We start from the raw sequence: 25,456 nt of genomic DNA on the forward strand, positions 1-25,456 counted from the left end.
CCCCGACCGATGCGTGACCTGATCGAAGAACCGGGCGGCGGTGCCGCGAGCGAGGCGGGGGCGGTTCCGCCCGCCGCTGCCGTGCCGCGCGCGCTGCCGTCCGGTATCGAACTGCATAACCGCGATTTCCTGACCCATGCCGCGCACCTGCCGGACGCGTCGATCGACCTGATCGTCGCCGATCCGCCGTACGGGCTCGGCAAGGACTACGGCAACGACTCGGACAAGCGTTCGGGCGACGACTTTCTCGCGTGGACGCGCGAGTGGCTCGAGCTCGCGATTCCGAAGCTGAAGCCGAGCGGGTCGATGTACATCTTCTGCACGTGGCAGTACGCGCCGGAAATCTTCAGCTTCCTGAAGACGCAACTCACGATGGTCAACGAGATCATCTGGGACCGGCGCGTGCCGAGCATGGGCGGCACGACGCGCCGTTTCACGTCGGTGCACGACAACATCGGCTTTTTCGCGGTTTCCAAGGCGTATTACTTCGATCTCGATCCGGTCCGCATCCCGTACGACGCCGATACGAAGAAGGCCCGCTCGCGCAAGCTGTTCGAAGGCAGCAAGTGGCTGGAGATGGGCTACAACCCGAAGGACGTCTGGTCGGTCTCGCGCCTGCATCGGCAGCACGCGGAGCGCGTCGATCATCCGACCCAGAAGCCGCTGGAAATCATCGAGCGGATGGTGCTCGCAAGCTGCCCGCCGGGCGGCCGCGTGCTCGATCCGTTCATGGGCAGCGGCACGACCGCGGTGGCCTGCGCACGGCAGGGGCGCGACTTCGTCGGCTACGAGATCAACGAAAGCTATTGTGCGATCGCGCACGAGCGCGTGAACGCGCTTGCCGCGCCGGCGTGCGCGTGAATCGCGCCGCCGCATCGCCGAACGCAACGCATACTTTGTATGGGACCGGAGTAAGCGCTAAAGCGCAAACTCCGGATCGACACAGGAAAATTGCCATGTCCCGTATTCAGCAGACCTTCGCCGCGCTCGCCGAACAAGGCCGTAAGGGCCTGATCCCGTTCATCACGGCCGGCGACCCCGATCCGGCCAAAACCGTCGAATTCATGCACGCGCTCGCCGAAGGCGGCGCGGACGTGATCGAACTCGGCGTGCCGTTCTCGGACCCGATGGCCGACGGCCCCGTGATCCAGCGCTCGTCGGAACGCGCGCTCGCGCGCGGCGTCACGCTGACGAGCGTGCTCGCCGACGTGAAGCGCTTTCGCGAAACCGACCCCAAAACCCCCGTCGTGCTGATGGGCTATGCGAACCCGATCGAGCGGATGGGCGTCGACACGTTCGCGGCCGAAGCACAGGCGGCCGGGGTCGACGGCGTGCTCGTCGTCGACTATCCGCCGGAAGAGGCGGGCGTATTCGCCGAGAAAATGCGCGCCGCGCAGATCGATCCGATCTTCCTGCTCGCGCCCACGTCGACCGACGAACGCATCGCCGACGTCGGCAAGATCGCGAGCGGCTACGTGTATTACGTGTCGCTCAAGGGCGTGACCGGTGCAGGAAATCTGGATGTTTCGAGCATTGCGGGTAAAATCCCGGCCATCAAGTCGCGCGTGCCGGTTCCGGTCGGCGTCGGCTTCGGTATCCGCGACGCCGAAACGGCGCGCGCGGTGGCCGAGGTGTCGGACGCCGTCGTGATCGGCAGCCGCCTCGTGCAGCTGCTCGAAAGCGCTGCGCCGGAGGGTGCCGCCGCCGCGCTGAAGACGTTCATTGCCGAGCTGCGTGCCGCCCTGGACGGCGCGGGCAAGACGGCGCGATAAACACAACACAGGAAGCGGGAGCGGGCCGGTTGGCCCGCCCCGCCACGGAACAGGAAACCATACGATGAGCTGGCTCGACAAACTGTTGCCGCCGAAGATCAAGCAGACCGACCCGAAAAGCCGCAAGGGCATTCCGGAAGGCCTGTGGGTCAAATGCCCGTCCTGCGAGGCCGTGCTGTACCGCAACGACGTGGACGCGAACCTGCACGTGTGCCCGAAGTGCGATCACCACATGCGCATCGGTGCACGTGAGCGCCTCGACGGGCTGCTCGATCCGGAAGGCCGTTACGAGATCGGCCAGGAAATCGTGCCGGTCGACACGCTGAAGTTCAAGGACAGCCGCAAGTACCCCGATCGTCTGAAGGAAGCGATGGACGATACGGGCGAAACCGACGCGATGGTCGTGATGGGCGGTGCGATCCACACGCTGCCGGTGGTCGCGGCCTGCTTCGAGTTCTCGTTCATGGGCGGCTCGATGGGCTCGGTGGTCGGCGAGCGCTTCGTACGCGGCGCGCAGAACGCGCTGGAACAGCAAGTGCCGTTCATCTGCTTCACCGCTTCGGGCGGTGCGCGGATGCAGGAAAGCCTGCTGTCGCTGATGCAGATGGCGAAAACCACCGCGATGCTGACCAAGCTGTCGGAAGCCAAGCTGCCGTTCATTTCGGTGCTGACCGACCCGACGATGGGCGGCGTGTCGGCGAGCTTCGCCTTCCTCGGCGACGTCGTGATCGCCGAACCGAAGGCGCTGATCGGCTTCGCCGGCCCGCGCGTGATCGAGCAGACGGTTCGCGAGAAGCTGCCGGAAGGCTTCCAGCGCGCCGAATTCCTGCTGAAGACGGGCGCGATCGACATGATCGTCGACCGTCGCAAGATGCGCGACGAGATCGCCCAGCTGCTCGCGCTGCTGCAGCGGCAACCGGCCGACGCGCTGGCCTGACCGGCGCGAGGTTGTGAACACTGCGCGTCGCCTGGCTTCAGCGTCAGGCGACGCGCTTCGTTTTTTGGCGTAGTGGCGGTCCCGATCCAGATTTGAACCGATGAGCACTTTTCCCACTCTCGACGCGTGGCTTTCGCATCTCGAACGCGCGCACCCGGTCGGCATCGACATGGGCCTGACCCGCATCGGGCAGGTCAAGGCGGCGCTGCAGCTCGAATTCGCGTGCCCCGTCATCACCGTCGGCGGCACGAACGGCAAGGGCTCGACCTGCGCGTTCCTCGAGACGATCCTCGTGCGCGCCGGCTACAAGGTCGGCTGCCACACGTCGCCGCACCTGCTCGAATTCAACGAGCGCGCGCGCGTGAACGGGCAGAACGTCACCGATGACGAACTGCTGCCGCACTTCGAGGCCGTCGAAGCCGCGCGCACGTCGCTGTCCGAGCCGGTGTCGCTCACGTACTTCGAATTCACGACGCTCGCGATCCTGCACCTGTTCGCCTCGCGCGGGCTCGACGCGGTGATCCTCGAAGTCGGCCTCGGCGGCCGGCTCGATGCGGTCAACATCATCGATACCGATTGCGCGATCGTCACGAGCATCGACATCGACCACACCGAATACCTCGGCGACACGCGCGAGAAGATCGCGTTCGAGAAGGCCGGGATCTTCCGCGCCGGCAAGCCGGCGATCTGCGGCGATCCGGCCGCGCCGCAAACGCTGATCGACCACGCCGAAGCGATCGGCGCCGACCTGTGGCTGGTCGGCCGCGATTTCCGCTACGAGGCGCAGGCAGGCGCGGAGCGCCAGCAGTGGAGCTACCTCGGCCGCGAGAAGCGCTATCCGGCGCTTGCGTACCCGGCGCTGCGCGGGGCGAATCAGCTGATCAATGCGTCGGCCGCGCTCGCCGCGCTCGAAGCGCTGCGTCCGGTGCTGCCGGTGTCCGCGCAGGACATCCGGCTCGGCCTTGCGAACGTCGAGCTGCCGGGGCGCTTCCAGGTGCTGCCCGGCAAGCCGGCGATCGTGCTCGACGTCGCGCACAACCCGCATGCGTCGGCCGTGCTCGAGCAGAACCTCGGCAACATGGGCTTCTTCCCGTACACGTACGCGGTGTTCGGCGCGATGCACGACAAGGACATCGACGGCGTGCTGCAGCACCTGAAGGGCGAGATCGACCACTGGTGCGTGACCGACCTGCCGCTGCCGCGCGCGGCCTCCGCGGAGCAGCTCGAAGCCGCGCTGCGCAAGGCCGGCGTGGAGGAGGGGCCCGATTCGAGCGTCACGCGTTACACGTCGCCTGCCGAAGCGTTTCGCGATGCACTAAAAAGAGCATCCGAGAATGATAGAATCGTGGTTTTCGGCAGTTTCCATACGGTTGCCGGCGTGCTGGCCTACCGTAAATCGCAGCAACACTGACTGACGGGCAGTTTCGGACTCAGCCATTCATGGGAATTTTCTCGTTCGGCAAGAAAGACGACGACGCGCCCCCGCGGCGCGGCGGTCGCACCGGGACCTCCCGGAACGTGCGCACGGAGCGCACCACTGAACGCGTCGAGCGACGCTCGCGCCGCACCGAGCGTCCGGAATCGGACGCGCTGCTCCTCGATCCGACCCTTCCAGAAAAGCAACGCGCGCGCCGTCGCCTCGTCGGCGCGATCGCGCTCGTCGTCGCCGCCGTGATCGTGTTGCCGATGGTGCTCGACTCGCACCCGAAGCCGGTCACGGACGACATCGCCATCGACATTCCGAACCGGCCCGCGCACCAGGCGGTCGCACCGCGCGACGATGACGCGTCCGACGTACAGGCAGGCGTCGCGCACGACGAACCGCCGGCATCCGATGTCGCCGTTGCGGCTGCACCGGCGCCCGCGCCGAAGGATGCCGACAAGCCGGCCGCGAAACCCGATACCACGACCACGGCGAGCGTGACGCCGCCGAAGCCCGCGCCGAAACCGGCCGCCCCCGTGGCGAAGCCGGCCGCGCCGAAGCCTGCGCCCGCGCCCGCGGCCGTCGCGCATGCCGACGCCGCCAGCCCGGACAGCAGCGACGCTTCGTCGCCGTCGTCGCCGGCCGGTGCGCGTTTCGCGGTGCAGCTCGGTTCGTTCAAGGACGACGCGACGGCCCGGTCGTGGGCCACCAAATTGAAATCGGCGGGTGTGCCCGCATATGTCGAGCATCGCAAGCAGGCAGACGGCAGCACGGCTACACTGTTGCGTGCGGGCCCGTTCGCGGATCGTGCGGCGGCTTCCGCCGCGATCGCGAAGGTGCGCGAAGCCGGTCTGACGCAGTAACGCACGATGCTGACGGCTTTCGACTACGCTGTATTGGCGGTGATCGCGTTGTCTGCGCTGCGTGGCGCGTGGCGCGGTTTCGTGTCCGAGATTTTCGGGCTGATCGGCTGGATCGCGGCGATCGTGATCGCGGGCCGCTACGTCGGACTGGTCGTGCCGTATATCCCGGCGAACTGGCCGGGTGGTGCGCTGACGCAGTGGGTGATCGCCTTCGCGTTGGTCGTGATCGGCGTGGTGCTGGTCGCCGGCGTGGCGAACGCGCTGCTGTCGCGGATCGCGCAGGCGAGTGGCCTGGGCGGCGTCGACCGCTCGCTGGGCATGATGTTCGGGCTCGTCCGCGGCTGCGTGCTGGTGGTGCTGCTGGTCGCGGCGGCGGGGCTGACCGAACTGCCCAAACAGGAATTCTGGCGCAATGCGCTATTGCGTCCTTTCGCCGAACAGGGCGTGCACGAGCTGAAGCAGCTCCTGCCCGACGGCATGGCCCAGTACGTACGCGTGTGACGACGCGGCCGGGCAGGACGGAACCGATTTTGTCATTCTGAAGGACATGCCATGTGCGGCATCGTAGGCGTTATCTCCCAATCCCCGGTCAACCAGCTGATCTATGACAGCCTGCTGCTGCTGCAGCATCGCGGTCAGGACGCGGCGGGCATCGCGACGGCGGACGGCAGCAATTTCCACATGTACAAGGCGAACGGCATGGTGCGCGACGTGTTCCGCACGCGCAACATGCGCAGCCTGCCCGGCACCTACGGCATCGGCCAGGTGCGCTACCCGACCGCCGGCTCGGCGTCGAGCGAAGCCGAGGCGCAACCGTTCTACGTGAACGCGCCGTTCGGGATCATCCTCGCGCACAACGGCAACCTGACGAACTGGCAGCAACTGAAGGACGAGATGTTCCGGATCGACCGCCGGCACATCAACACCAATTCCGACAGCGAAGTGCTGCTCAACGTGTTCGCACACGAGCTGCAACTGTCGACCACGGGCCTCGAGCTCGATCCGGCCTCGGTGTTCAAGGCCGTGTCGGGCGTGCATCGCCGCCTGCAGGGTTCGTACGCGATCGTGTCGCTGATCGCCGGCTACGGCCTGCTCGCGTTCCGCGATCCGTTCGGCATCCGCCCGCTGTGCATCGGCAAGCTCGAGACCGAAAACGGCACCGAATGGATGGTCGCATCGGAGTCGGTGGCCGTCGAAGGCATCGGTTTCGAATTCGTCCGCGACGTGCAGCCGGGCGAAGCGATCTTCATCGATCCGGCCGGCAACTTCCACAGCCAGCAGTGCGCGGAGCAGCCGACGCTGAATCCGTGCATGTTCGAATACGTGTACCTCGCGCGCCCGGATTCGTGTCTCGATGGCGTGCCGGTCTACAACGTGCGCCTGCGCATGGGCGACTATCTCGCCGAGAAGATCAAGCGCGAGCTGCCGAACGTGCCGATCGACGTCGTGATGCCGATTCCCGATTCGTCGCGCCCGGCTGCGATGCAGGTCGCCGCGAAGCTCGGCGTCGAGTATCGCGAAGGCTTCTTCAAGAACCGTTACGTCGGCCGTACCTTCATCATGCCGGGCCAGGCCGTGCGCAAGAAGTCGGTGCGCCAGAAGCTCAATGCGATGAGCATCGAGTTCAAGGACAAGAACGTGCTGATCGTCGACGATTCGATCGTGCGCGGCACGACCTCGCATGAAATCGTGCAGATGGCGCGCGATGCGGGCGCGAAGTCGGTGATCTTCGCGTCGGCCGCGCCGCCCGTGAAGTTCCCGAACGTGTACGGCATCGACATGCCGACGCGTGGCGAACTGGTCGCGCATGGCCGCACCGACGAAGAAGTCGCGAAGATCATCGGCGCCGACCACCTGATCTATCAGGACGTCGACGATCTGCGCCGCGCGGTGCGCGACATCAACCCGAAGCTCGAACGCTTCGAGGCGTCGTGCTTCGACGGCAACTACATCACCGGCGACGTGACGCCCGAGTATCTCGATGCGATCGAGCGCGCGCGCCTCACGCCGGCATCGCAGGCCGATCGCGACACGGCCGGCGACACCGAACGCTCGCAGATGAACCTGCAGTTGTCGGTCGAGTGACACCGGCGCACGCTTTTGACGAAGCGTGATAGGATGTGGCCTTGCGTCGATTTGATATCAGCTTGCGGACGCGGGGCGACTTCCCAAAACAGCTAAAGCGAAGGCCGGTGGCAACCGGCCCGAGTCGATCGCTGTCGTACCGCACCGAAGCCCGCTGATGCCGACGCATAGCGGGCTTTTTGTTTTGGCCTGGTTTTGACTGGGTTCGCGCCACCCGCGCGACCATCGAATACGGAAAACGGAACATGGACGACTCCCTCAACTTCGACACGCTTGCCGTGCGCGCGGGCACGCTGCGCAGCGACTTCAACGAGCACTCGGAAGCGCTGTTCCTCACGTCGAGCTTCTGCTTCCAGAGCGCGGCCGACGCGGCCGAGCGCTTCGCGAATTCGGAAGACTACTTCACCTATTCGCGCTTCACGAACCCGACCGTCACGATGTTCCAGGAGCGTCTCGCGGCGCTCGAGGGCGGCGAGGCGTGCATCGCGACGGCGTCGGGGATGGCCGCGATCATGTCGGTCGTGATGGCCGCGCTGCAGGCCGGCGACCACCTCGTCAGCTCGCGCAGCCTGTTCGGCTCGACGCTCGGGATGTTCTCGCAGATCTTCAGCAAGTTCGGGATCACGACGACCTTCGTCGACCCGACCGACCTGAACGCATGGAAGGAAGCCGTGCGTCCGGAAACGAAGATGTTCTTCCTCGAGACGCCGTCGAACCCGCTGACCGAACTCGCGGACATCGAGGCGATCGGCAAGATCGCGAAGGCGTCGAACGCGCTGTTCGTCGTCGACAACTGTTTCTGCAGCCCGGTGCTGCAGCAGCCGCTGAAGCTCGGCGCGGATGTCGTGATGCACTCGGCGACGAAATTCCTCGACGGGCAGGGCCGCGTGCTCGGCGGCGCGCTGGTCGGCTCGAAGGAATTCATCATGGGCAAGGTGTTCCCGTTCGTGCGCAGCGCGGGCCCGACGCTGTCGGCGTTCAACGCGTGGGTGCTGCTGAAGGGGATGGAGACGCTGTCGCTGCGCGTCGAGAAGCAATCGGCGAATGCGCTGGAAATCGCACGCTGGCTCGATTCGCATCCGGCGGTTGCGCGCGTGTTTCACCCGGGCCTCGAATCGCACCCGCAGCACGAACTCGCGAAGCGTCAGCAGAAGGCGGGCGGCGCGATCCTGTCGTTCGAGCTGAAGGGGGACACGCCCGAGCAGCAGCGCGCGAATGCGTGGCGCGTGATCGACAACACGAAGCTGATCTCGATCACCGGCAACCTCGGCGATACGCGCACGACGATCACCCATCCGGCGACGACCACGCACGGCCGCATCACGCCGGAAGCGCGTGCGGCAGCAGGGATCAGCGAAGGGTTGATCCGCTTGTCGGTCGGCCTCGAAGACGCAGGCGACCTGCGCAAGGATCTCGCGCGCGGGCTGGAAGGCTGAACGCGGCACGTCACGCATGTCGTGACGTGATTTGACGTGACACATGAACGAAGGGCCGGTCGCTTGCGTGACCGGCCCTTCGTTTTGGTGTCGATGCAAATCGCCCGGCTTACCCGGCGGGATGCCCGTCCGCATGCGCGTCGTTGCGCATCGCCTCCACCATCCATCGCAGCGTTTCGTCGAGCGGCGTGACGGGCAGCTCGCCCACCGCGCGCCGCAGCTTGTCGCGCGACCCGCTCAGGCGCTTCACCTCGTTGTGCCGCACGAAACGCGGATCGATCGTCACGTCGATCACGTAACCGGCGATGCGCGACAGCATCGCCAGCACTTCCTTCAGCGAATACGCGCGCTCGGAGCAGACGTTGAACGTCTCGCCGGCCGGTGCGGCCTCGACCAGCTTCAGGTACGCGGCCGTCACGTCGCGCACGTCGGAGAAATCGCGGCTCACGTCGAGATTGCCGAGCGAGATGCGCGGTGCGTTGCGCGCGTAGTGCGCGACGAGCTTCGGCAGCAGGTAGGCATCGCTCTGGCCGACGCCCGTGTAGTTGAACGGCCGCGCGATCACGATCGGCAGCCGGTCGGCCCACAGCTTCGCCGCGTATTCCATCGCGAGCTTGCTGACCGCGTAGTCGTTCGCCGGGGCCGGGGCGACGGTTTCGTCGAGCACGCCGGCCGTCGAGTTGCCGTAGATATTCGCGCTGCTGGCGAGCAGCACGGCCGACGGGCGTCGGTCGAGGCCCGCGAGCGCGGCCAGCAGGTTGCGCGTGCCGACGATGTTGACCGCGTAAGTCTGCGACGGCTCGTCCTGCGCGACGTGCGCGCGCGCGGCGAGATGCACGACCGCATCGGGCCGCGCGTCGGCGGCCGCCGCGCGCATCGCATCCGCATCGAGCAGGTCGACGGGCAGCAGCGTGCAGTGCGCGAAAGCCGGATCGTCGGGCCGTGCCGTGCCGGGCGCGACCGTGCCCCAGACCTCATAGCCGGCCGCCTGCAGGCGTTCGGCCATGTAGCGGCCGGTGAAGCCCGTCAGGCCGGTGACGAATGCACGGCGCGACGGGCGTCCGGCTTCAGAACGTGTCATGGTGTTGATTCCGCGTCAAATCCGCTTCGACCATCATCTGGCAAAGTTGTTCGAGCGTCGTCTTCGGTTCCCAGCCGAGTTTGGCTTTAGCCTTGTCCGCGCAGCCGATCAGCAGGTCGACCTCGGCAGGGCGGTAGAACTTCGGATTCACTTCCACGAGCACGTTGCCGGTCGCCGCGTCGAGGCCGCGTTCCTGCTCGCCCTTGCCGGTCCATTCGATCTGGTAGCCGGCCGCCGCGAACGCCATCCGCACGAAATCGCGTACGGTCTCGGTGCGGTTGGTTGCCAGCACAAAGGTATCGGGTTCGTCGGCCTGCAGCATGCGCCACATGCCTTCGACGTACTCGAGCGCGAAGCCCCAGTCGCGCTTCGCGTCGAGGTTGCCGAGCTCGAGGCGGGTCGCCTTGCCGAGCTTGATCTTCGCGATGGTGTCGGTGATCTTGCGCGTGACGAACTCGCGGCCGCGCAGCGGCGACTCGTGGTTGAACAGGATGCCGCTGCTGCCGAACAGGCCGTACGACTCGCGGTAGTTCACCGTCATCCAGTGCGCGTACAGCTTCGCGACGCCGTACGGGCTGCGCGGATAGAACGAGGTCGCTTCCGTCTGCGGAATCGACTGCACCTTGCCGAACATCTCGGAGGTCGACGCCTGATAGAAGCGCGTCTTCGGGCTCACGACGCGGATCGCCTCGAGCAGGTTCAGCGGACCCAGGCCCGTCACTTCGGCGGTCGTCGCCGGCTGGTCGAACGACACGCCGACGAAGCTCTGCGCGGCGAGGTTGTACAGCTCGTCGGGCTGCGTGCGTTCGAGCAGGCGCAGGCTCGAGCCGGCGTCGGTCAGGTCGTGCTCGACGAGCGTGAGGTTCGGGTGCGTGTCGACGCCGAGCTCGGCGATGCGCCAGAAATTCACCGAGCTGGTGCGGCGGTAGGTACCGGTGACTTCATAGCCCTTGTCGAGCAGCAGCTTGGTCAGGTAGGCGCCGTCTTGCCCCGAGATCCCGGTGATGATGGCCTTCTTGCGAGTTTGGCTCATGACGTTGTCCTGGTAGAAACGATGGATGATGAAATTCAGGCGGTCGTGCCGGCGGCGGCCGGCAGCGCGCGGCGTGCGGGGCCGCGCGTCAGGCGCCGTTCGAAGCCGTACCAGCTCACGGTCGCGTACGCGAGCGTGATCGTGAGCGCCAGCGCGGCCGTGACGAAGCGGTTAAGGTGCAGCGGCCACAGCGCGTACAGCACGCTGAGGTGGATCAGGTACACGGTGTAGCTGACGGTGCCGACGTAGACGAGCATCGGGTTCGTCAGCACGCGCTGCACGAGGCCGCGGCCGCGCAGCGCGATCACGACGATCGACGTGCACAGCAGCAGCGAGATGCTGTAGAGCGCGGCATTCGACAGCGGCGTGTTCGCGGCGCGAAAGCGCGGGAACGACAGGTGCAGCCAGCCGAGGATCGCGAGCGACACGAGCGCGCCGACGATCGCGAGCGGATAGAACGGCTCGAGCGCGCGCCGGTCGCGGCGCAGCACGATCGCGAGCAGCGCGCCCGCGGCGAGCAGGTCCATGCGGAACGGCGTCAGGTAGTAGATCGGCCAGAACGAGTCGAACCACGGCGTCGCGATCGCGCGCAGCACGGGGGCCGCGACGATCAGCGCGGCGGCGACCCACAGCAGCGCGCGCTCCGAGCACCACAGCACCACGAACGGCCAGAAGATATAGAACTGCTCCTCGACCGCGAGCGACCACAGCACGTTCAGGCTGTCATGGCCGATGCTGCCGAGCGACAGCCCGATGTTGGTCGAGAAGAACGCGAACCACGGCCAGTGCGGCAGCCAGCCTGCGCCGAACAGGATCGTCGACACCACCAGCAGCAGCACGTACGGCGGCAGGATGCGACGCACGCGGCGTGCGTAGAAGTGGCTGAAGTACGACTGCCCGCGCGCCTTGCGATCGAGCAGGATGCCGGTGATCAGCAGCCCGCTCAGCACGAAGAACAGGTCGACGCCCATCCAGAGCGGCGCCTTCAGCGCGTGCTGCAGGAACACGGCGCCCACCGCGATCGCGCGCAGCCCGTCGAGCTGAACGATGCGGCCGTGTTGCGGCGGGGTGAGGTCTGAGGGTCGCGAGATGCCCGTCATCGCGCCGCTCCTTCGCGACGCGCGACGTGAGCCGGGGCGTGTCGCACATCCGATGCGTAAACGTGAACGTAATGCATGCCATTAAATGAAATATCGAATCGAAATCGATTCTAGGGAAAAGAAATCGGCAAAAAAACGCGCGTCATTTATCTGACGGCAAATATCCAAATGCCGATTATTCCTGTCGCGGGATGAAAGGTCGGCGCCCGGGCGGCCCCGTCAGGCGGTGGAAGGCGGCATTTTCTACGGGGCGGAAACCGAAGGGCGGTCGTTATTGCCGCTTTCGGGCGCCTTTTCGGCTCTGTTCCGGTTCGATATTTCACGCGGAAACATCCCCAAATATTTCCAAATTTCTTGTGATTATTTTTGCTTGTAACCTGCATCGCGACGTTTGAAACCCATTTAGCGACAGGGTGCGCCGGCGGCAGTCCTTGCGGCGGCCCGGCCGCTGTTGCATCAAGTATGGAGAAGCGCATTGCGACGTCTGATTCTGGTAGGCATGACGGTATGCGTGACGCTGCTGACGAGCGCCGCACCGGCCGAAACGGTGTTGCCCGCGACGACGTCGTGGATCGGCAATACGTTCGGCTATGGCGACGGCAGCTGGACGCAGATCGACATCCGCGCGATCGCGGTGACGCCTGAAGGCAAGGTGTATACGAATGCGCCGTGGGACGAGAGCGGGGCCGAGGCGAGCGTCTACCAGGACGGGAAGATGCTCGGCTTCGCCGGCGGCACGCACGGCTGGGGCAACCTCGGCGGCAGCGCGATCGCGGTGAACAGCAAGTACGCGTATGTCGCGATCGGTGTCGGCAACGAGCGCGGCCACCTGCAGTCGCCCGGCATCTGGCCGGACAAGGGCAAGCAGTGGTTCGGCATCTCGCGTCGCACGATCGGCGACCTGAAGCAGCCCGCGCCGTTCCGTGCGGCGCCGCAGGTCGCGCCGGGCGGCCGCGCGGACACCGGCCGCGCGCGGATGGCCGCGAGCTTCATGATGATGAACGAGGTCGCGGCGCCCGCGCGCTCGGAAGTGGGCGAGCAGAAGGCGGAAGTCGGCGGCCTCGCAGCCGACGACAAGACGCTGTTCGCGACGAATCCGTCGCGCGACGCGGTGAACGTGTACGACGCGGAGACCATGCAGCAGAAGGGCACGTGGAGCGCGCACGAGCCGGGCCGCCTCGCACTCGCGGGCGACGGCACGCTGTGGCTGCTCACGGATACGCTCAACGGGCCCGCGCACCTCGTGCACGTGCGCGCGGACGGCCGCAAGCTCGACGACGCGCCCGCGCTGCCGGAAGGCACCGACGCGGTGGACGTGGCCGTCGACGCGAAAGGGCGCGTGCTGGTGGCGGACAACGGGCCGCGCCAGCAGATCCTGATCTTCTCGAAAGGCGGCAAGGGTTATGCTCCGTCGGGCACGCTCGGCGAGCGCGGCGGCATCTTCGCGGGCCCGGTGCCGGGCCGGCCGGGGCCGCAGCGCTTCAACGGGCTGACGGGCGTCGGGGTCGACCGCGCGGGCAACATCTACGTGTCGATGAACGGCATCGGGCCGCGCCACGACACGATCGGCGCAGGGCTCGGCGCGGTGCTCGAAAGCTACACGCCGGACGGCAAGCAGCGCTGGCAGGTGCAGGGGCTGCTGTTCGTCGACGGCGCGTGGCTCGACCCGGCGCGGCCGAACAGCGTGTACACGGGCAACAAGCGCTTCGAGCTCGACCTGTCGAAGCCGCCGGGCCAGGACTGGAAATACGTCGGCTTCCTGTCGAACCGCTTCAAGTATCCGGACGATCCCGTGTTCCACACGGACCAGTATCCCGGCATGCCGTTCGCACGGCGCCTCGACGGCCGCACGTTCCTGTACCTGACCGACATGTACGCCGATCACCTGAAGATCTACCGCTTCGACGCGAAGCGCGACGGCGAGGTCGCGATTCCGTCGGGCCTGATCGCGGGGCGTGCGCGACCGGTCGACAAGGTGCCGAACAAGCCGCCGGGCGGCGACTGGCTGTGGCGCGACGCGAACGGCAACGGCCGGATCGATGCCGACGAGGCCGAAATCAACACGACGGGCAAGGCGAAGGCGGGCGGCTGGGGCTGGTGGGTCGACACGAAGGGCGACATCTGGCGCACCAGCGACGTGCGCGGCATCCACCGCTTCCAGTACGGCGGCGTCGACAAGGCCGGCAACCCGATCTACTCGTACGACAAGGTCACGACCTATCCGATGCCGCAGCCGTTCACGCAGTTGCGCCGCGCGATCTACGAGCCGCAGACCGACACGCTGTACGTGACCGGCTACACGGCCGACGCGCCGCCGCAGCCGGGCATCAACAAGGAAGTGGGGCGCGTGCTGATCCGCTTCGACAAGTGGTCGACGGGCTCGCCGGTCGTGCGTTACCAGGTCGCGCTGCCGTGGCAGCTCGACGCGAAGCCGATCTTCGACCTGATCGGGCTCACGGCCGAGGGCCGCTACCTGTTCGGGGTGGAGCCGGTCGGCAAGATCCACGTGTACGACAAGGAAACCGGCAAGGAAGTGGGCGTGATGAGCCCGGGCGCCGAGGTCGGCAAGGCGTCCGGCTGGGTCGACGTGCCGTTCGGCATCAGCGCGTTCCGGCGCGAGAACGGCGAGTACCTCGTGTTCGTCGAGGAAGACGCACGCGGCAAGGTGCTGATGTATCGCTGGAAACCGTGACGGGCGACGTCACACAAGGCAGAAGCATGGACAAAGGCATACTCAAGAACGTTTCGATCAACTTCATCGGGCTGATCCTGCCGACCTTCGTGTCGCTGGTGACGGTGCCCGCCTATATCCACGCGCTCGGCGTCGAACGCTACGGCGTCGTCAGCCTCGTGTGGACGCTGATCGGCTATTTCGGGATCCTCGATCTCGGGATGAGCATGGCCGCGCAGAACCACATCTCGAAGGCGCTCGCGAGCGGCAACGCCGACGAAAGCGCGCGCGTGTTCTGGAGCGCGTTCTGGCTGAACCTCGGCACCGGCATCGTCGGCGGGCTGCTGATCTATTTCGGCGCGTTCGTCTACACCGCGTACTTCACGAAGGTGTCGGCGGCGATGCAGCACGAGGTGTATCTCGCGCTGCCGTGGCTCGCGCTCGCGATTCCGCTGGCGAACGTGTCGTGGGTGTTCGCCGGCGCGATCAACGGCGCCGAACGCTTCGGCGTGTTCAACACGAACCAGACGATCGGCACGTTCCTGTTCCAGCTGCTGCCGCTCGGCGCCGCGTGGTGGATCGCGCCGAACCTGCAGACGGTGCTCGCCGCGGCGGTCGTCGCGCGGCTGATCGCGGCGGTGATGCTCGGCCAGGCCAGCATCAAGGTGCTCGGGATCCGGCGCATCGATCCGCCGCAGTGGGGCACCGCGAAAGGGCTGTTCAACTTCGGCGGCTGGATGCTGATCGCGAGTACGACGAGCATGATCGCCGACACGCTCGACCGCGTGATGCTCGGCGCCGGCATGGGCGCGAAGTTCGTCACCTACTACACCGTGCCGCAGAACCTCGTCACGCGCCTGAACATGCTGCCGAACGCGCTCGTGCGCACGCTGTTCCCGCGCCTGTCGGCGGTGGGCCGCGACCATGCGGACACGCTCGCGCGCCAGTCGCTCGAATTCCTGAACGGCGTGTTCACGCCGGTCGGCATCGTCGCGATCTTCGCGCTCGCGCCGTTCCTCACGCTGTGGGTGGGCGCGGATCTCGCCGCGCATTCGGCGCCGGTCGGCCGCGTGCTGGTGATCAGCGTGTGGCTCGTCGGCCAGGCGAGCGTCACGCGGATCCTGATCCAGTCGCAGGTCAACCCGGCCCGCGCGGCGTTCGCCGGGCTCGTCGAGATGCCGTTCTTCGTCGGCGGCCTGTGGTTCGGCATTCATCACTTCGGGCTGATCGGCGCGGCGGTGGTCGTCGCGGCGCGCGCGCTCGTCGACTACGGCGTGCTGCTGTACCTGTCGGCGATCCGGATGCGCGCGATCGTGCTCGACATGCTCGCGCACCTGGCCTTCCTGCTCGCAAGCCTGTTCCTGGCGCAGGCGTGGCCGGGGCTCGTCGAGTCGATCGGCATGTGCGCGGTCGTGCTGCTGTTGAATGTTGCGTGGTCGCTCACGATGACACCGGGGTTGCGTGCGCTAGTGCGCGACTTGTTCGTCCGTCTCAATGCGAGGAGAACAGTATGAATCGCGATCTGGCGGAACACGCCGTATTGAATCTCGCCACCGCCGATGCGGCCGTGGCCGAAGCGGGCGACGCCGCCGCGCTGCGCCGGGCGATGCCGGCCGAACGGGCCAGCGCGCGCCATCCGACGCGCGCGCTGCGCGTGGCGATCGTCCACGACTGGCTCGTCACCTATGCCGGAGCCGAACGCGTGCTCGAGCAGATCGTCGCGTGCTTTCCCGACGCGGACCTGTTCAGTCTCGTCGACTTCCTCGACGATCGCGCGTTCGTGCGCGGCAAGCCGGTGACGACGTCGTTCATCCAGAAGCTGCCGTTCGCGCGCACCAAGTACCGCAGCTACCTGCCGCTGATGCCGCTCGCGATCGAGCAGCTCGACGTGTCCGAGTACGACCTGGTGATCTCGAGCAGCCACGCGGTCGCGAAGGGCGTGCTGACGGGGCCCGACCAGGTGCATATCAGCTACGTGCATTCGCCGATCCGCTATGCGTGGGATCTGCAGCACCAGTATCTGGAACAGTCGAACCTCACGCACGGGCCGAAGTCGCTGCTCGCGCGGATGATCCTGCATTACATCCGCAACTGGGACACGCGCACCGCGAACGCGGTGGACGGTTTCGTCGCGAACTCCGCGTTCATCGCCCGGCGCATCAAGAAGGTCTACCACCGCGACGCGGCGGTGATCTTCCCGCCGGTCGACGTCGACGCGTTTTCGCTGAACGCGGAGAAGGAGGATTTCTACCTGACCGCGTCGCGGATGGTGCCGTACAAGAAGATCGACCTGATCGTCGAAGCCTTTTCGCGCACGCCCGAGCGCAAGCTCGTCGTGATCGGCGACGGCCCCGAGATGCAGAAGATCCGCGCGAAGGCGGGCCCGAACGTCGAGATCATGGGCTACCAGCCGTTCGCGGTGCTGCACGACCGGATGCGGCGTGCGAAGGCGTTCGTGTTCGCGGCCGAGGAGGATTTCGGGATCTCGGTGGTCGAGGCGCAGGCGTGCGGCACGCCGGTGATCGCGTACGGCAAGGGCGGCGCGCTCGAAACCGTGCTCGACCCGCAATCGGACCTGAACCCGACCGGGCTCTTTTTCGACGAACAGACGCCGCACGCGATCGTCGCGGCCGTCGACGATTTCGAGCGTGCGCCGCAGCGCTTCACGCCGACCGCCTGCCGCACGAACGCGGAGCGGTTTTCCGCCGATACGTTCCGGCGGCGCTTTCTCGACTATGTGGAAGCGGCGCTGCCCGGCTCGACCGCGCAGCGCGGCACGGCGATCGCGCCGATGCCGGCCGCGCGCGGCCCGGCGACACTCGTGCTCGACCAGAGCGGCGTGCTCGGCGGCGCCGAGCTGTCGCTGCTCGAGATCATGAAGCACATGCGCGCGAACGCCGATGTCCTGCTGTTCGACGACGGCCCGTTCCGCGCGGCGCTCGACGAGATCGGCGCGCGCGTCGACGTGGTCGACCAGGGCGCGCTCGCGGGCGTGCGCAAGCAGGGCGGCGTGTCGGTCGGGGCGGTGAAACAGCTCGTGCGGCTGGTGCGCGACGTCGCGCGCCGCGCACGCCGCGCCGAGGTGATCTACGCGAACACGCAGCGCGCGATGGTGGTCGCCGCGCTGGCCGGGCGGCTCGCGCGCAAGCCGGTGGTGTGGCACCTGCGCGACATCGTCAGCACCGACCATTTCGGCAGCAAGCAGTTGATGGCGATCAAGTACTGCGCGCGGCTCGGCGTCACGCGCGTGATCGCGAACTCCGATGCGTCCGCGCAGGCGTTCCGGACGTTGACGGGCTTCACGCCGCAGCACGTCGACGTCGTGTTCAACGGCATTTCGGCCGAGCCGTTCGACGCGCTGGAAGGCGTCAGCCAGGCCGCGCTGCGCACGCGCCTCGGGTTGCCCGAAAACGCGTGGCTCGTCGGTTCGTTCAGCCGCCTCGCGCACTGGAAGGGGCAGCACGTGCTGCTGGAAGCCGCCGCGCGGCATCCCGACATGCACGTGGTGCTGGTCGGCGCGCCGCTGTTCGGCGAGGACGAATACGCGGCGCAGCTGCACGAATACGTCGCGCGGCACGGGATGGACGAGCGCGTGCATTTCCTCGGGTTCCAGCGCGACGTGGCCGCCTGCATGACGGCGGTCGACGTCGTCGCGCACACGTCGATCACGCCCGAGCCGTTCGGGCGCGTGATTGTCGAGGGGATGCTCGCGCGCCGGCCGGTCGTCGCGGCCCGTGCGGGCGGCGTCGTCGAGATCATCGAGGACGGCGACAACGGGCTGCTCTGCGCGCCGGGCGACGCGGCCGCGCTGGCCGACGCGCTGGCTACGCTGAAGCGCGACGGCGCGCTGCGCGAGCGGCTCGTCGCGAGCGGGCGAGCGACGGCGGTGCGCCGGTTCGGCACCGAAACCTACGTGGAGCGGGTCGAGAAGATCCTCGCGGATACGGCGAAGGCCGCGAAGGCGAAGAAGCGGTAAGCGGCGCGAGCCGGCGGGAAACGGGCCCTCATGCGGCGGTGTGCTGCGTGGGGGCTTTGTTTTTCAGCGCCGGGGGCCTTTGTCGGGCGGGTGGTGGGCAGGTTGTTGTGCGCCGCGTGGGGCGTGCTTGGCCGGTCGTTGATTGGGACGGCGTGGTTGGCGACGCGAGAAGGCGGCGCCAGAACGTGACGCCAGAACGTGACGCCAGAAGGCCGCGCCCAGGCAGTCCCGATGGTGAAAGGCGGTCGAGGGCGGCTCATGCGGGCCGTAGCGCGGCCCGACGCCCGAAGGCTACCCACCCCCCGCCAACCCGGTATGCCGGCGCGCTCAGGTCATGAAAAAGCCCCCGCGCAGCGCACCGCCGCGCGAGGGCTCGGGAAAGCGTTCCGGCCGGATCAAACAGCCCGTTCGGGCGCCGGCGTCACGACCCGAGCGGGGCGAGCCGGCTTGAAGCTGGCCGACCACGTCATCGCGGGCCGTTCGAACATCCGGTAGAACACATACGCGACCGGGATCGCGGCGGCCATGAACGCGAACGACGGCCAGATCGACAGCTGCAGCTCGGAATGGAACAGCACCGAGCCGAGGCAGACGAACAGCGGCAGGTGGATCAGGTACAGCGAGTAGCTGAAGTCGCCGAACCAGCTCAGCACGCGCAGCGGCGGCGTCGGGCGCGGCGGACGGGCAAGCGCGCGGTACAGGAAGCACGCGAAGCCGGCCGACCACAGCTGGAACGCGCCGTACTGGCCGAAATGGAACGCGCCGCAGCCGGCGGCCAGCAGCACGGCGGCCGCGCCGTACCACGCGCGCGACGGCACGGCGGCCGCGCCGCGGGCCGGCTGCGCGCGCACGTCGGCGATCCACGCGCCGATCGTCCAGGACAGCCAGTACGACGTGAAGAACTGCAGGTCGTGCCGTTCGAGCAGCCACGCCGACGCGACGTTGACGAGCGCGACCGCGGCCACGACCGCCGGCATGCCGATGCGCCGGCGGATCGCGAACAGCAGCGGGTAGATCGCGTAGAACTGCACTTCGAGCGACAGCGTCCACAGCGCGCCGTTCGACCCGTATGTGTAGCCGGCAACGCCCTGCAGCGAGAACAGGTTCACGAGGAACGCGACGAGGCCGACGTCGCGGATCTTGTGGCTGACGGGCTCGATCTGCAGGCTGACCGAGTCGAGGGCGAGCGTAAACAGCAGCGCGGCGAGCAGCACCGGGTAGATGCGCGCGAACCGGCGCACCCAGAAGTTCGGCGCGTCGAGCCGGTACGCGGGATCGGCCGCGAGCTTGAGCGCCGCGTTGCGATGGATGCAGTAGCCGCTGATCACGAAGAAGATCGGCACGCCGGCGGAGCCCCACGCGAACGGGAAGGTCAGGTAGCCGGCGATCGCGCTCGGGGTGAGCGCATGGCCGTAAGCGTGATGGAAGCTTTGCATGCCGACCCAGACGACCTGGCGGCAGTGGAAATAGGCGACGAGCAGCGCCGCGAAGCCGCGCATCGCGTCGATCACGTGTTCCTTGTGATCGGCGAAGGGCGGCGCGGTCAGAGACGATCCGCTGAAAGCTTGCATGCGATTCGATTCCTTGCGACGGATGGACGGGAAGTTTCATCCAATCGTAATGCGCAAGAATTCGATCAATGAATAAAAAAATCTCGCCGGGAAATATCGCAATTCCACATCATGGGTTTATCGCGATCAGAAAGCGGTTCCGCGAGGCGGGTCAATTATTTACCGATTTTTTTCTGATAGTTTGAAGCTCCAGTTGATTGATGCAAGGAGCGGCAAGATGGACATGCATTGGATCGCGAGCGCTGCAGTACTGCTGGTCATGGCCGTGCTGTCGGCGTACCGTGAGGCGCTGAAGAACGAACCGATTCGCCCGGGTCTCGAACGGGGCGGCGTGCCCTATATCGAGGAATTCGAATCGTAAGAATTTGTATCTGGAAAATCGGTAATTTGTTTCTGCCTCGGCACTCGGTTCGGCAATATCGACCGGGTTGAAAGGATTATATTTTTTCCGGAATCATTGGGCAATCAGTCCATATCGAAAATGAGCGGAGTCGAATTGGCAGTACCGTCGATTCTCGATATGCCGTTCGGAACACAATCGCGCCGGGTCGCTGGTCGACGCGGCGCAGTCAACGCAATCAGGATGCGAACATGTTGAAAGTCACCAAGGCCGTGTTCCCCGTCGCCGGTCTCGGCACGCGGTTCCTCCCGGCAACGAAGGCGAGCCCGAAGGAAATGTTGCCCGTCGTCGACAAGCCGCTGATCCAGTACGCGGTCGAGGAAGCGATCAACGCAGGTATCACCGAGATGATCTTCGTCACCGGCCGCAGCAAGCGCGCGATCGAGGATCACTTCGACAAGTCCTACGAGATCGAGGCCGAGCTCGAGGCGCGCGGCAAGGAAAAGCTGCTCGAACTGGTGCGCGGCATCAAGCCGAGCCACGTGAACTGCTTCTACGTGCGCCAGCCGGAAGCGCTCGGCCTCGGCCACGCGGTGCTGTGCGCGGAGAAGCTGGTGCACGGCGAGCCGTTCGCGGTGATTCTCGCCGACGACCTGCTGCACGGCGAACAGCCGGTGCTCAAGCAGCTCGTCGACGTGTTCGACCACTATCACAGCTCGGTGATCGGGGTCGAGACGATCCCGCGCGAGGACAGCCGTTCGTACGGTGTCGTCGAAGGCCGCGAATGGGAAGAGGACATCATCAAGCTGTCGGGCATCATCGAGAAGCCGGCGCCGGAAGATGCGCCGTCGAATCTCGGCGTGGTCGGCCGCTACGTGTTCATGCCGACGATCTTCGATCACCTGCGCAAGCTCAAGCCGGGCGCCGGCGGCGAGCTGCAGCTGACCGACGCGGTTCAGTCGCTGCTCGCGAACGAGCAGGTGCTCGCGTATCGCTACTACGGCACGCGCTTCGACTGCGGCAGCAAGATCGGCTATCTCAAGGCCACCGTCGAGCTCGCGCTCCAGCATCCGGAAGTGAGCCGCGAATTCGAGGCCTACCTGCGTACCTGCTTGCCCGCGCTGGCTGCTGTCGCCTAAGCAGCCGCGCGCTCCGTTGTTTCAGGTGGTGGTTGTTCCGTTGGCCCCGGCCGCTCGCGCGCCGGGGCTTTTTTGCGTGTGCGGGTGCACCAGTGCACGATCGCCGTGCGTGCGGTCGGGGTGCGTGTCGTGGCGGACCGGCTTCAGGATCGGGGTGGCGTGCGGAGCGGGGCGCGCCGACGAGAGCGGACGTCACGGCTGAAACCGGTGCCGCGACGGGCGCCCGGATCACAGGATCGGCGGTTCGATTGCGCGATGCGCATCGACGTTCGTGACCGCATCGTTTTTGCCGGCGCCGGTCGATGACGCGACGGCTCGAGTGTTGAGCGTCAGCGCCGGGGTGTGGCGTGAAGCACCGCTTCCCCGCTCAACCGTTGCCGCGAACGTGCCGTGTTCAACGCGCCGACGTGCTCGGCCGTGCGGCGAAATACCGGGCCAGCATCGCGGCGACCGGCTTCTTGAAATCGAGCAGCCGCTTTTCCAGATAGCGCCAGGACAGGTGCGCGAGCAGCACGGCGAGCGCGAACTGCAGCATCTCGGGTAGCGTGTCGCGGACGATTTCAGGGATGGCCACGTGCCCGACGTGCGCCGGCAGCACGCCGAAACGCGCCGGAATCAGATTGTGGAACAGGTAGAAGCCGTAGCTGATCGTGCCGAGATAGGCGAGCGGCGCCCAGTCGAGCAGCGCCACGACCGGATGCTCGGGTTCGCTGACGATCCACAGCAGCAGCGCGCCGAGCGATGCGGACAGGCCGAGATCCGCGAGCCCCGCGATCGCGTCGGGCAGGGGCGTGCAGGCAGGCAGCACGAGGAAGAACACGACGCCGGCCGCGCCGAGCCAGCCGGGCGGAACGCGGCGCACGGCGGCCGCTCCGCGATCGGCGAGCGCCATCGCGCCGACGCCGCCGAGCGCGATCAGCGCGAAATTCCACGGGGAAAACGCATAGATCAGCACCGGCGACGCGTCGCACAGGTAGAGCGCGAGATGCGCGAGCGCGCACAGTGCGATGGCTCCGATGCCGAGCGCGACGTGTCGCGCGGCGGGCACCGCGAGCAGCGCGAGCGGCGCGATCAGATAGAACTGCTGTTCAACCGCGAGGCTCCAGAAGTGCGACGTGGAGCCTGGCCAGCCGTCCTTGACGGCGCCGATCCAGTAATTCGACAGGAACGCCGCGTGCCACGCGAGCCCGAGATTGACGCCGCGCTGGTAGAACAGCGCGTGCGCGATCGCGAGCGCGGCGAGCAGCAGGTAATAGACGGGAAAGATCCGCAGCGCGCGTTTCGCGAGGAACAGCGCGAGCGCGTGGCGGCGCGTCATGGTGTCGCGCTCGACCGCCTGGCGGTTGCGATGCAGCTCGCCGACGATCAGGAATCCGCTGATGAGGAAAAACGTCCACACGCCAAGCTTGCCGACGTCGACGGCAAGGACGTGGCCCTTGTGGGACAGGAAAACGAGGATGACGGCGAGGGCTCGCAGGCCGTCGAGTCCTTTGACGTATCTGGCTTCGCGCATGGAGGCATCCGGGCATTGAGCGAGCCCAGTATAGGTGCGCAAATATCGAACGTAATTCGCATTCGGGTGCCTACGTGAAGGCGTTTTTTGATGCTGGAGCGTCGATGAAATCGGTCGCATGCAAAAAAACCTGCGGGAAACCCCGCGAAAACGCATAAAAGTACTGCACGAAGCGTCAAGGCGCTTGTAGAATCCGGCGTTGAAGCGCGCGCGTTGCACGCTTCGTGTATCCAACGACCACACCTGGTAGGAGAAACATGGCGACTTCCGCAAAAAAGGTGGCCAAGAAGGCTGCCGCACCGGCCACCAAGAAAGTGGCTGCCAAAAAGGCTGCGCCCGCGAAGAAAGTAGTGGCCAAGAAGGTCGTCGCGAAGGCGGCACCGGCCGCTCCGACGCCGCTGAAGGACAAGTTCACGAAGGCATCGCTCGCAACGCACATCGCTGAGCGCGCAGCTGTCGAAGTGAAGGCTGTCAAGGCAGTGCTCGTCGCACTCGAGAACGTCGTGCTGGGCTCGGTCCACAAGAAGGGCGCGGGCGAGTTCACGCTGCCGGGTCTGCTGAAGATCACGGCGCAAGTCGTGCCGGCGAAGAAGAAGCGCTTCGGCAAGGATCCGTTCACGGGCGAAGAGCGTTGGTTCCCGGCGAAGCCGGCCAGCGTGCGCGTGAAGGCACGTGCGCTGAAGAAGCTGAAGGACGCGGCAGCGTAATGCTGCGCAGTGGCTGCCGAATGCATATCGGCAGCCGCTGCGATGTCCGACGATCCCCGCACGCGAAAGCGTGCGGGGATTTTTATTGCGCTGCGCAAATCGCGCGGCAGCGAAGCAGCGAAGCAGCGAAATGGCGGAAGGCCGGTTCGACGCGTGACGCACGACGGAAGATGCGCCGCGCACGCGCGATGACGAACGGCAATCCTCCGCGCGCTTGCAGCAGATCCGCCGCTGCCCGTCGCGTGCGCTGTGCCGGTCGCGTGCGCATCGCGAGGCACGTGCATCGTGACTGAATGCATTCCCGACGAAATCGCCGCCCAGGTCGGCGCCGCGTGCGACACGATCGAGCGGCATCTCGGCGCGACGCTCACGGCAATCCACCTGTTCGGATCGGCGCTCGACGGCGGACTGAAGCCGCGCAGTGACGTCGACCTGCTGGTGACAGTGTCGACCCGGCCGGACGAATCGACACGGCACGCACTGATGCTCGACTTGCTGGCCGTGTCGGTGCCGCCTGGTCGCGCCGGCGGCATGCGCGCACTGGAAGTGACCGTCGTCGCGCACGATGCGGTCGTGCCGTGGCGTCATCCGGCGCGTCGCGAACTTCAGTTCGGCGAGTGGCTGCGTCACGACCTCGAGGCCGGCATCGTCGAACCGGCGCGTGTCGATCACGATCTGGCGATCCTGTTGACGAAGGTGCGGCAGCACAGTGTCGTGCTGGTTGGCCTGCCGGCGGCGGCGCTTTTCGAGCAAGTGCCCGCACGGGATTTTGTCGCCGCGCTGCTGGCGACGGTCGCGCAATGGAATGCCGAATCAGACTGGCGCGGCGACGCGTGCAACGTGGTGCTCGCGCTCGCGCGCATCTGGTACAGCGCCGCGACCGGCAGGATCGCGCCGAAGGCCGTCGCGGCGACATGGGTTCTGGAACGCTTGCCGCAAGCCTACCGGCCGGTTGTCGCGGCGGCGCGTGCCGCCTATCTCGGCGGCGAGGAGGACGCGGCGATCCTGTCGGGCGAACCCCTTGCCGCATTCATCGGCTACGCGCGGCGAACGGTCGAGTCGATGCTGTCGACGTAGCGGCGGATGCCGCGCGCGTGGCCGGCTTGGGGGCGACGCCGATGAAGATCATCGGCAATGGCGCGGCGGTCGCACGCGCATGCGGTCGAGCCGGATGCCTGTCGGCGACCCGGCGCGTCATCGCGCATGCGCCGTGCGACATGCTGCTTCGTCAGCCCGCCGTGCCGGCGTAGGCGGCCTTCAATGCGGCGTCGTCGAGCTTGATCATCTGCATCATCGCGGCGGCCACGCGCGTGGCCTTGACCGTGTCCCGGTCGGACACCATCGGGATCAGCGTTTCCGGAACGATCTGCCACGACACGCCGTAGCGGTCTCTCAGCCAGCCGCAGGCGTCGGCCGTGCCGCCGTTGTCGAGCAGGGCATGCCAGTAGCGGTCGAGTTCCGCCTGGTCGGCGCAGCTGACCAGCAGCGAGATCGCGTGATTGAACGTGTCGGTGCGCGGGTGGCTCATCGCGAAGAACGGTTGCCCGAACAGCTCGAACTCGACCATCCGCGTGCCGTCGGTGCCGGGCACCGTCGTGACGCGCACGACGCGCGAATCCGGAAAGATGCCCGCATAGAAGGCGGCGGCTTCTTCCGCTTCCGCCGCGTACCAGAGGAAAGGCGTGATCTTCTGAATCGTCATGGCGTATCTCCTGTATGAATGGGGCGATGCGCGAACCGCGTGCCGCCATCGAGACGACGGATGACGATTGCCGAAATCGACACGCTTCGGCACATTGCGGTCGCACC

General features: G+C 66.7%; 21 protein-coding genes. 15 read left to right on the forward strand and 6 right to left on the reverse strand.

From position 1 onward, the window contains the following. The first annotated feature begins 9 nt into the window (after positions 1-9). The 8 genes from QZM35_RS03325 (at position 10) to QZM35_RS03360 (ending at position 8,516) form a co-directional block, all read left to right on the forward strand. Positions 10-861 carry a site-specific DNA-methyltransferase gene (locus QZM35_RS03325; protein WP_089427940.1) on the forward strand — a complete coding sequence of 284 codons (852 nt, stop codon included), beginning with the start codon at positions 10-12 and terminating at the stop codon, positions 859-861. 95 nt (positions 862-956) lie between these two features. Beyond that, positions 957-1,772, forward strand: a complete 816-nt coding sequence (trpA, locus tag QZM35_RS03330; RefSeq protein WP_089427939.1) for a tryptophan synthase subunit alpha — start codon at positions 957-959, stop codon at positions 1,770-1,772. Between the two features lie 64 nt (positions 1,773-1,836). Continuing rightward, positions 1,837-2,709, forward strand: coding sequence for an acetyl-CoA carboxylase, carboxyltransferase subunit beta (gene accD / locus QZM35_RS03335; protein ID WP_089427938.1), 873 nt, complete (start codon positions 1,837-1,839; stop codon positions 2,707-2,709). 100 nt (positions 2,710-2,809) lie between these two features. Beyond that, the gene (folC, locus tag QZM35_RS03340) at positions 2,810-4,120 is read left to right on the forward strand and encodes a bifunctional tetrahydrofolate synthase/dihydrofolate synthase (protein ID WP_089432405.1); all 1,311 of its coding nucleotides are present in this window, start codon (positions 2,810-2,812) and stop codon (positions 4,118-4,120) included. Between the two features lie 29 nt (positions 4,121-4,149). After that, positions 4,150-4,995, forward strand: a complete 846-nt coding sequence (locus QZM35_RS03345; protein WP_089427936.1) for an SPOR domain-containing protein — start codon at positions 4,150-4,152, stop codon at positions 4,993-4,995. 6 nt (positions 4,996-5,001) lie between these two features. Beyond that, entirely contained in the window at positions 5,002-5,496 is a 495-nt protein-coding gene (locus QZM35_RS03350; RefSeq protein ID WP_069251156.1) for a CvpA family protein, read from the forward strand. A gap of 51 nt (positions 5,497-5,547) precedes the next feature. Beyond that, positions 5,548-7,080 carry an amidophosphoribosyltransferase gene (gene purF, locus QZM35_RS03355; RefSeq protein ID WP_089427935.1) on the forward strand — a complete coding sequence of 511 codons (1,533 nt, stop codon included), beginning with the start codon at positions 5,548-5,550 and terminating at the stop codon, positions 7,078-7,080. Positions 7,081-7,325: 245 nt separating this feature from the next. Further along, entirely contained in the window at positions 7,326-8,516 is a 1,191-nt protein-coding gene (locus QZM35_RS03360; protein ID WP_122949237.1) for an O-succinylhomoserine sulfhydrylase, read from the forward strand. 109 nt (positions 8,517-8,625) lie between these two features. Here the strand turns inward: QZM35_RS03360 and QZM35_RS03365 are convergent, their stop codons facing one another. From QZM35_RS03365 to QZM35_RS03375, 3 genes are read right to left on the reverse strand one after another with little or no spacing between them, the layout of a single operon-like run. Then, entirely contained in the window at positions 8,626-9,597 is a 972-nt protein-coding gene (locus QZM35_RS03365) for an NAD-dependent epimerase/dehydratase family protein (RefSeq protein ID WP_089427933.1), read from the reverse strand. Continuing rightward, on the reverse strand, positions 9,584-10,630 hold the full coding sequence (gene gmd / locus QZM35_RS03370) for a GDP-mannose 4,6-dehydratase (protein WP_301775387.1): 1,047 nt from the start codon (positions 10,628-10,630) through the stop codon (positions 9,584-9,586). The genes QZM35_RS03365 and gmd overlap by 14 nt, the downstream gene beginning before the upstream one ends. Positions 10,631-10,665: 35 nt before the next feature. Continuing rightward, positions 10,666-11,730 (reverse strand): acyltransferase, encoded by a 1,065-nt coding sequence (locus QZM35_RS03375; RefSeq protein ID WP_301775388.1) that lies wholly within the window; start codon positions 11,728-11,730, stop codon positions 10,666-10,668. Between the two features lie 499 nt (positions 11,731-12,229). Between QZM35_RS03375 and QZM35_RS03380 the strand changes: the two genes are divergently transcribed. The 3 genes from QZM35_RS03380 to QZM35_RS03390 are packed head-to-tail and all read left to right on the forward strand — an operon-like array spanning position 12,230 to position 18,377. Then, a complete protein-coding gene (locus QZM35_RS03380) occupies positions 12,230-14,422 on the forward strand; it encodes a hypothetical protein (RefSeq protein WP_174972103.1) in 2,193 nt (730 codons plus the stop codon). 26 nt (positions 14,423-14,448) lie between these two features. Then, positions 14,449-15,915: a flippase gene (locus tag QZM35_RS03385; protein WP_089427929.1), complete on the forward strand. Its 1,467-nt coding sequence runs from the start codon at positions 14,449-14,451 to the stop codon at positions 15,913-15,915. Continuing rightward, the gene (locus QZM35_RS03390) at positions 15,912-18,377 is read left to right on the forward strand and encodes a glycosyltransferase family 4 protein (RefSeq protein ID WP_174971929.1); all 2,466 of its coding nucleotides are present in this window, start codon (positions 15,912-15,914) and stop codon (positions 18,375-18,377) included. Before QZM35_RS03385 ends, QZM35_RS03390 begins: the two co-directional genes overlap by 4 nt. A 395-nt stretch (positions 18,378-18,772) precedes the next feature. On the opposite strand, the gene QZM35_RS03395 is transcribed toward QZM35_RS03390, so the two are convergent. After that, a complete protein-coding gene (locus tag QZM35_RS03395) occupies positions 18,773-19,948 on the reverse strand; it encodes an acyltransferase (RefSeq protein ID WP_174971927.1) in 1,176 nt (391 codons plus the stop codon). A 217-nt stretch (positions 19,949-20,165) separates the two neighbouring features. On the opposite strand from QZM35_RS03395, the gene QZM35_RS03400 reads away from it, so the two are divergent. Together QZM35_RS03400 and galU are read left to right on the forward strand one after the other, a co-directional pair. Beyond that, positions 20,166-20,309 (forward strand): hypothetical protein, encoded by a 144-nt coding sequence (locus tag QZM35_RS03400; RefSeq protein WP_006479318.1) that lies wholly within the window; start codon positions 20,166-20,168, stop codon positions 20,307-20,309. A gap of 230 nt (positions 20,310-20,539) precedes the next feature. Next, on the forward strand, positions 20,540-21,427 hold the full coding sequence (galU, locus tag QZM35_RS03405) for a UTP--glucose-1-phosphate uridylyltransferase GalU (protein WP_011548079.1): 888 nt from the start codon (positions 20,540-20,542) through the stop codon (positions 21,425-21,427). A 394-nt stretch (positions 21,428-21,821) separates the two neighbouring features. Here the strand turns inward: galU and QZM35_RS03410 are convergent, their stop codons facing one another. After that, a complete protein-coding gene (locus tag QZM35_RS03410) occupies positions 21,822-22,940 on the reverse strand; it encodes an acyltransferase (protein ID WP_301775389.1) in 1,119 nt (372 codons plus the stop codon). Positions 22,941-23,197: 257 nt separating this feature from the next. On the opposite strand from QZM35_RS03410, the gene QZM35_RS03415 reads away from it, so the two are divergent. Further along, a complete protein-coding gene (locus QZM35_RS03415; RefSeq protein WP_011355701.1) occupies positions 23,198-23,647 on the forward strand; it encodes an HU family DNA-binding protein in 450 nt (149 codons plus the stop codon). A 285-nt stretch (positions 23,648-23,932) separates the two neighbouring features. Next, on the forward strand, positions 23,933-24,724 hold the full coding sequence (locus QZM35_RS03420) for an AadA family aminoglycoside 3''-O-nucleotidyltransferase (protein WP_301775390.1): 792 nt from the start codon (positions 23,933-23,935) through the stop codon (positions 24,722-24,724). A gap of 151 nt (positions 24,725-24,875) precedes the next feature. On the opposite strand, the gene QZM35_RS03425 is transcribed toward QZM35_RS03420, so the two are convergent. Next, entirely contained in the window at positions 24,876-25,349 is a 474-nt protein-coding gene (locus tag QZM35_RS03425) for a VOC family protein (protein ID WP_089427924.1), read from the reverse strand. Between the last annotated feature and the right edge of the window lie 107 nt (positions 25,350-25,456).

Origin of the sequence: Burkholderia sp. AU45274 (genome assembly GCF_030482505.1) — a bacterium.
Classification (GTDB): domain Bacteria; phylum Pseudomonadota; class Gammaproteobacteria; order Burkholderiales; family Burkholderiaceae; genus Burkholderia.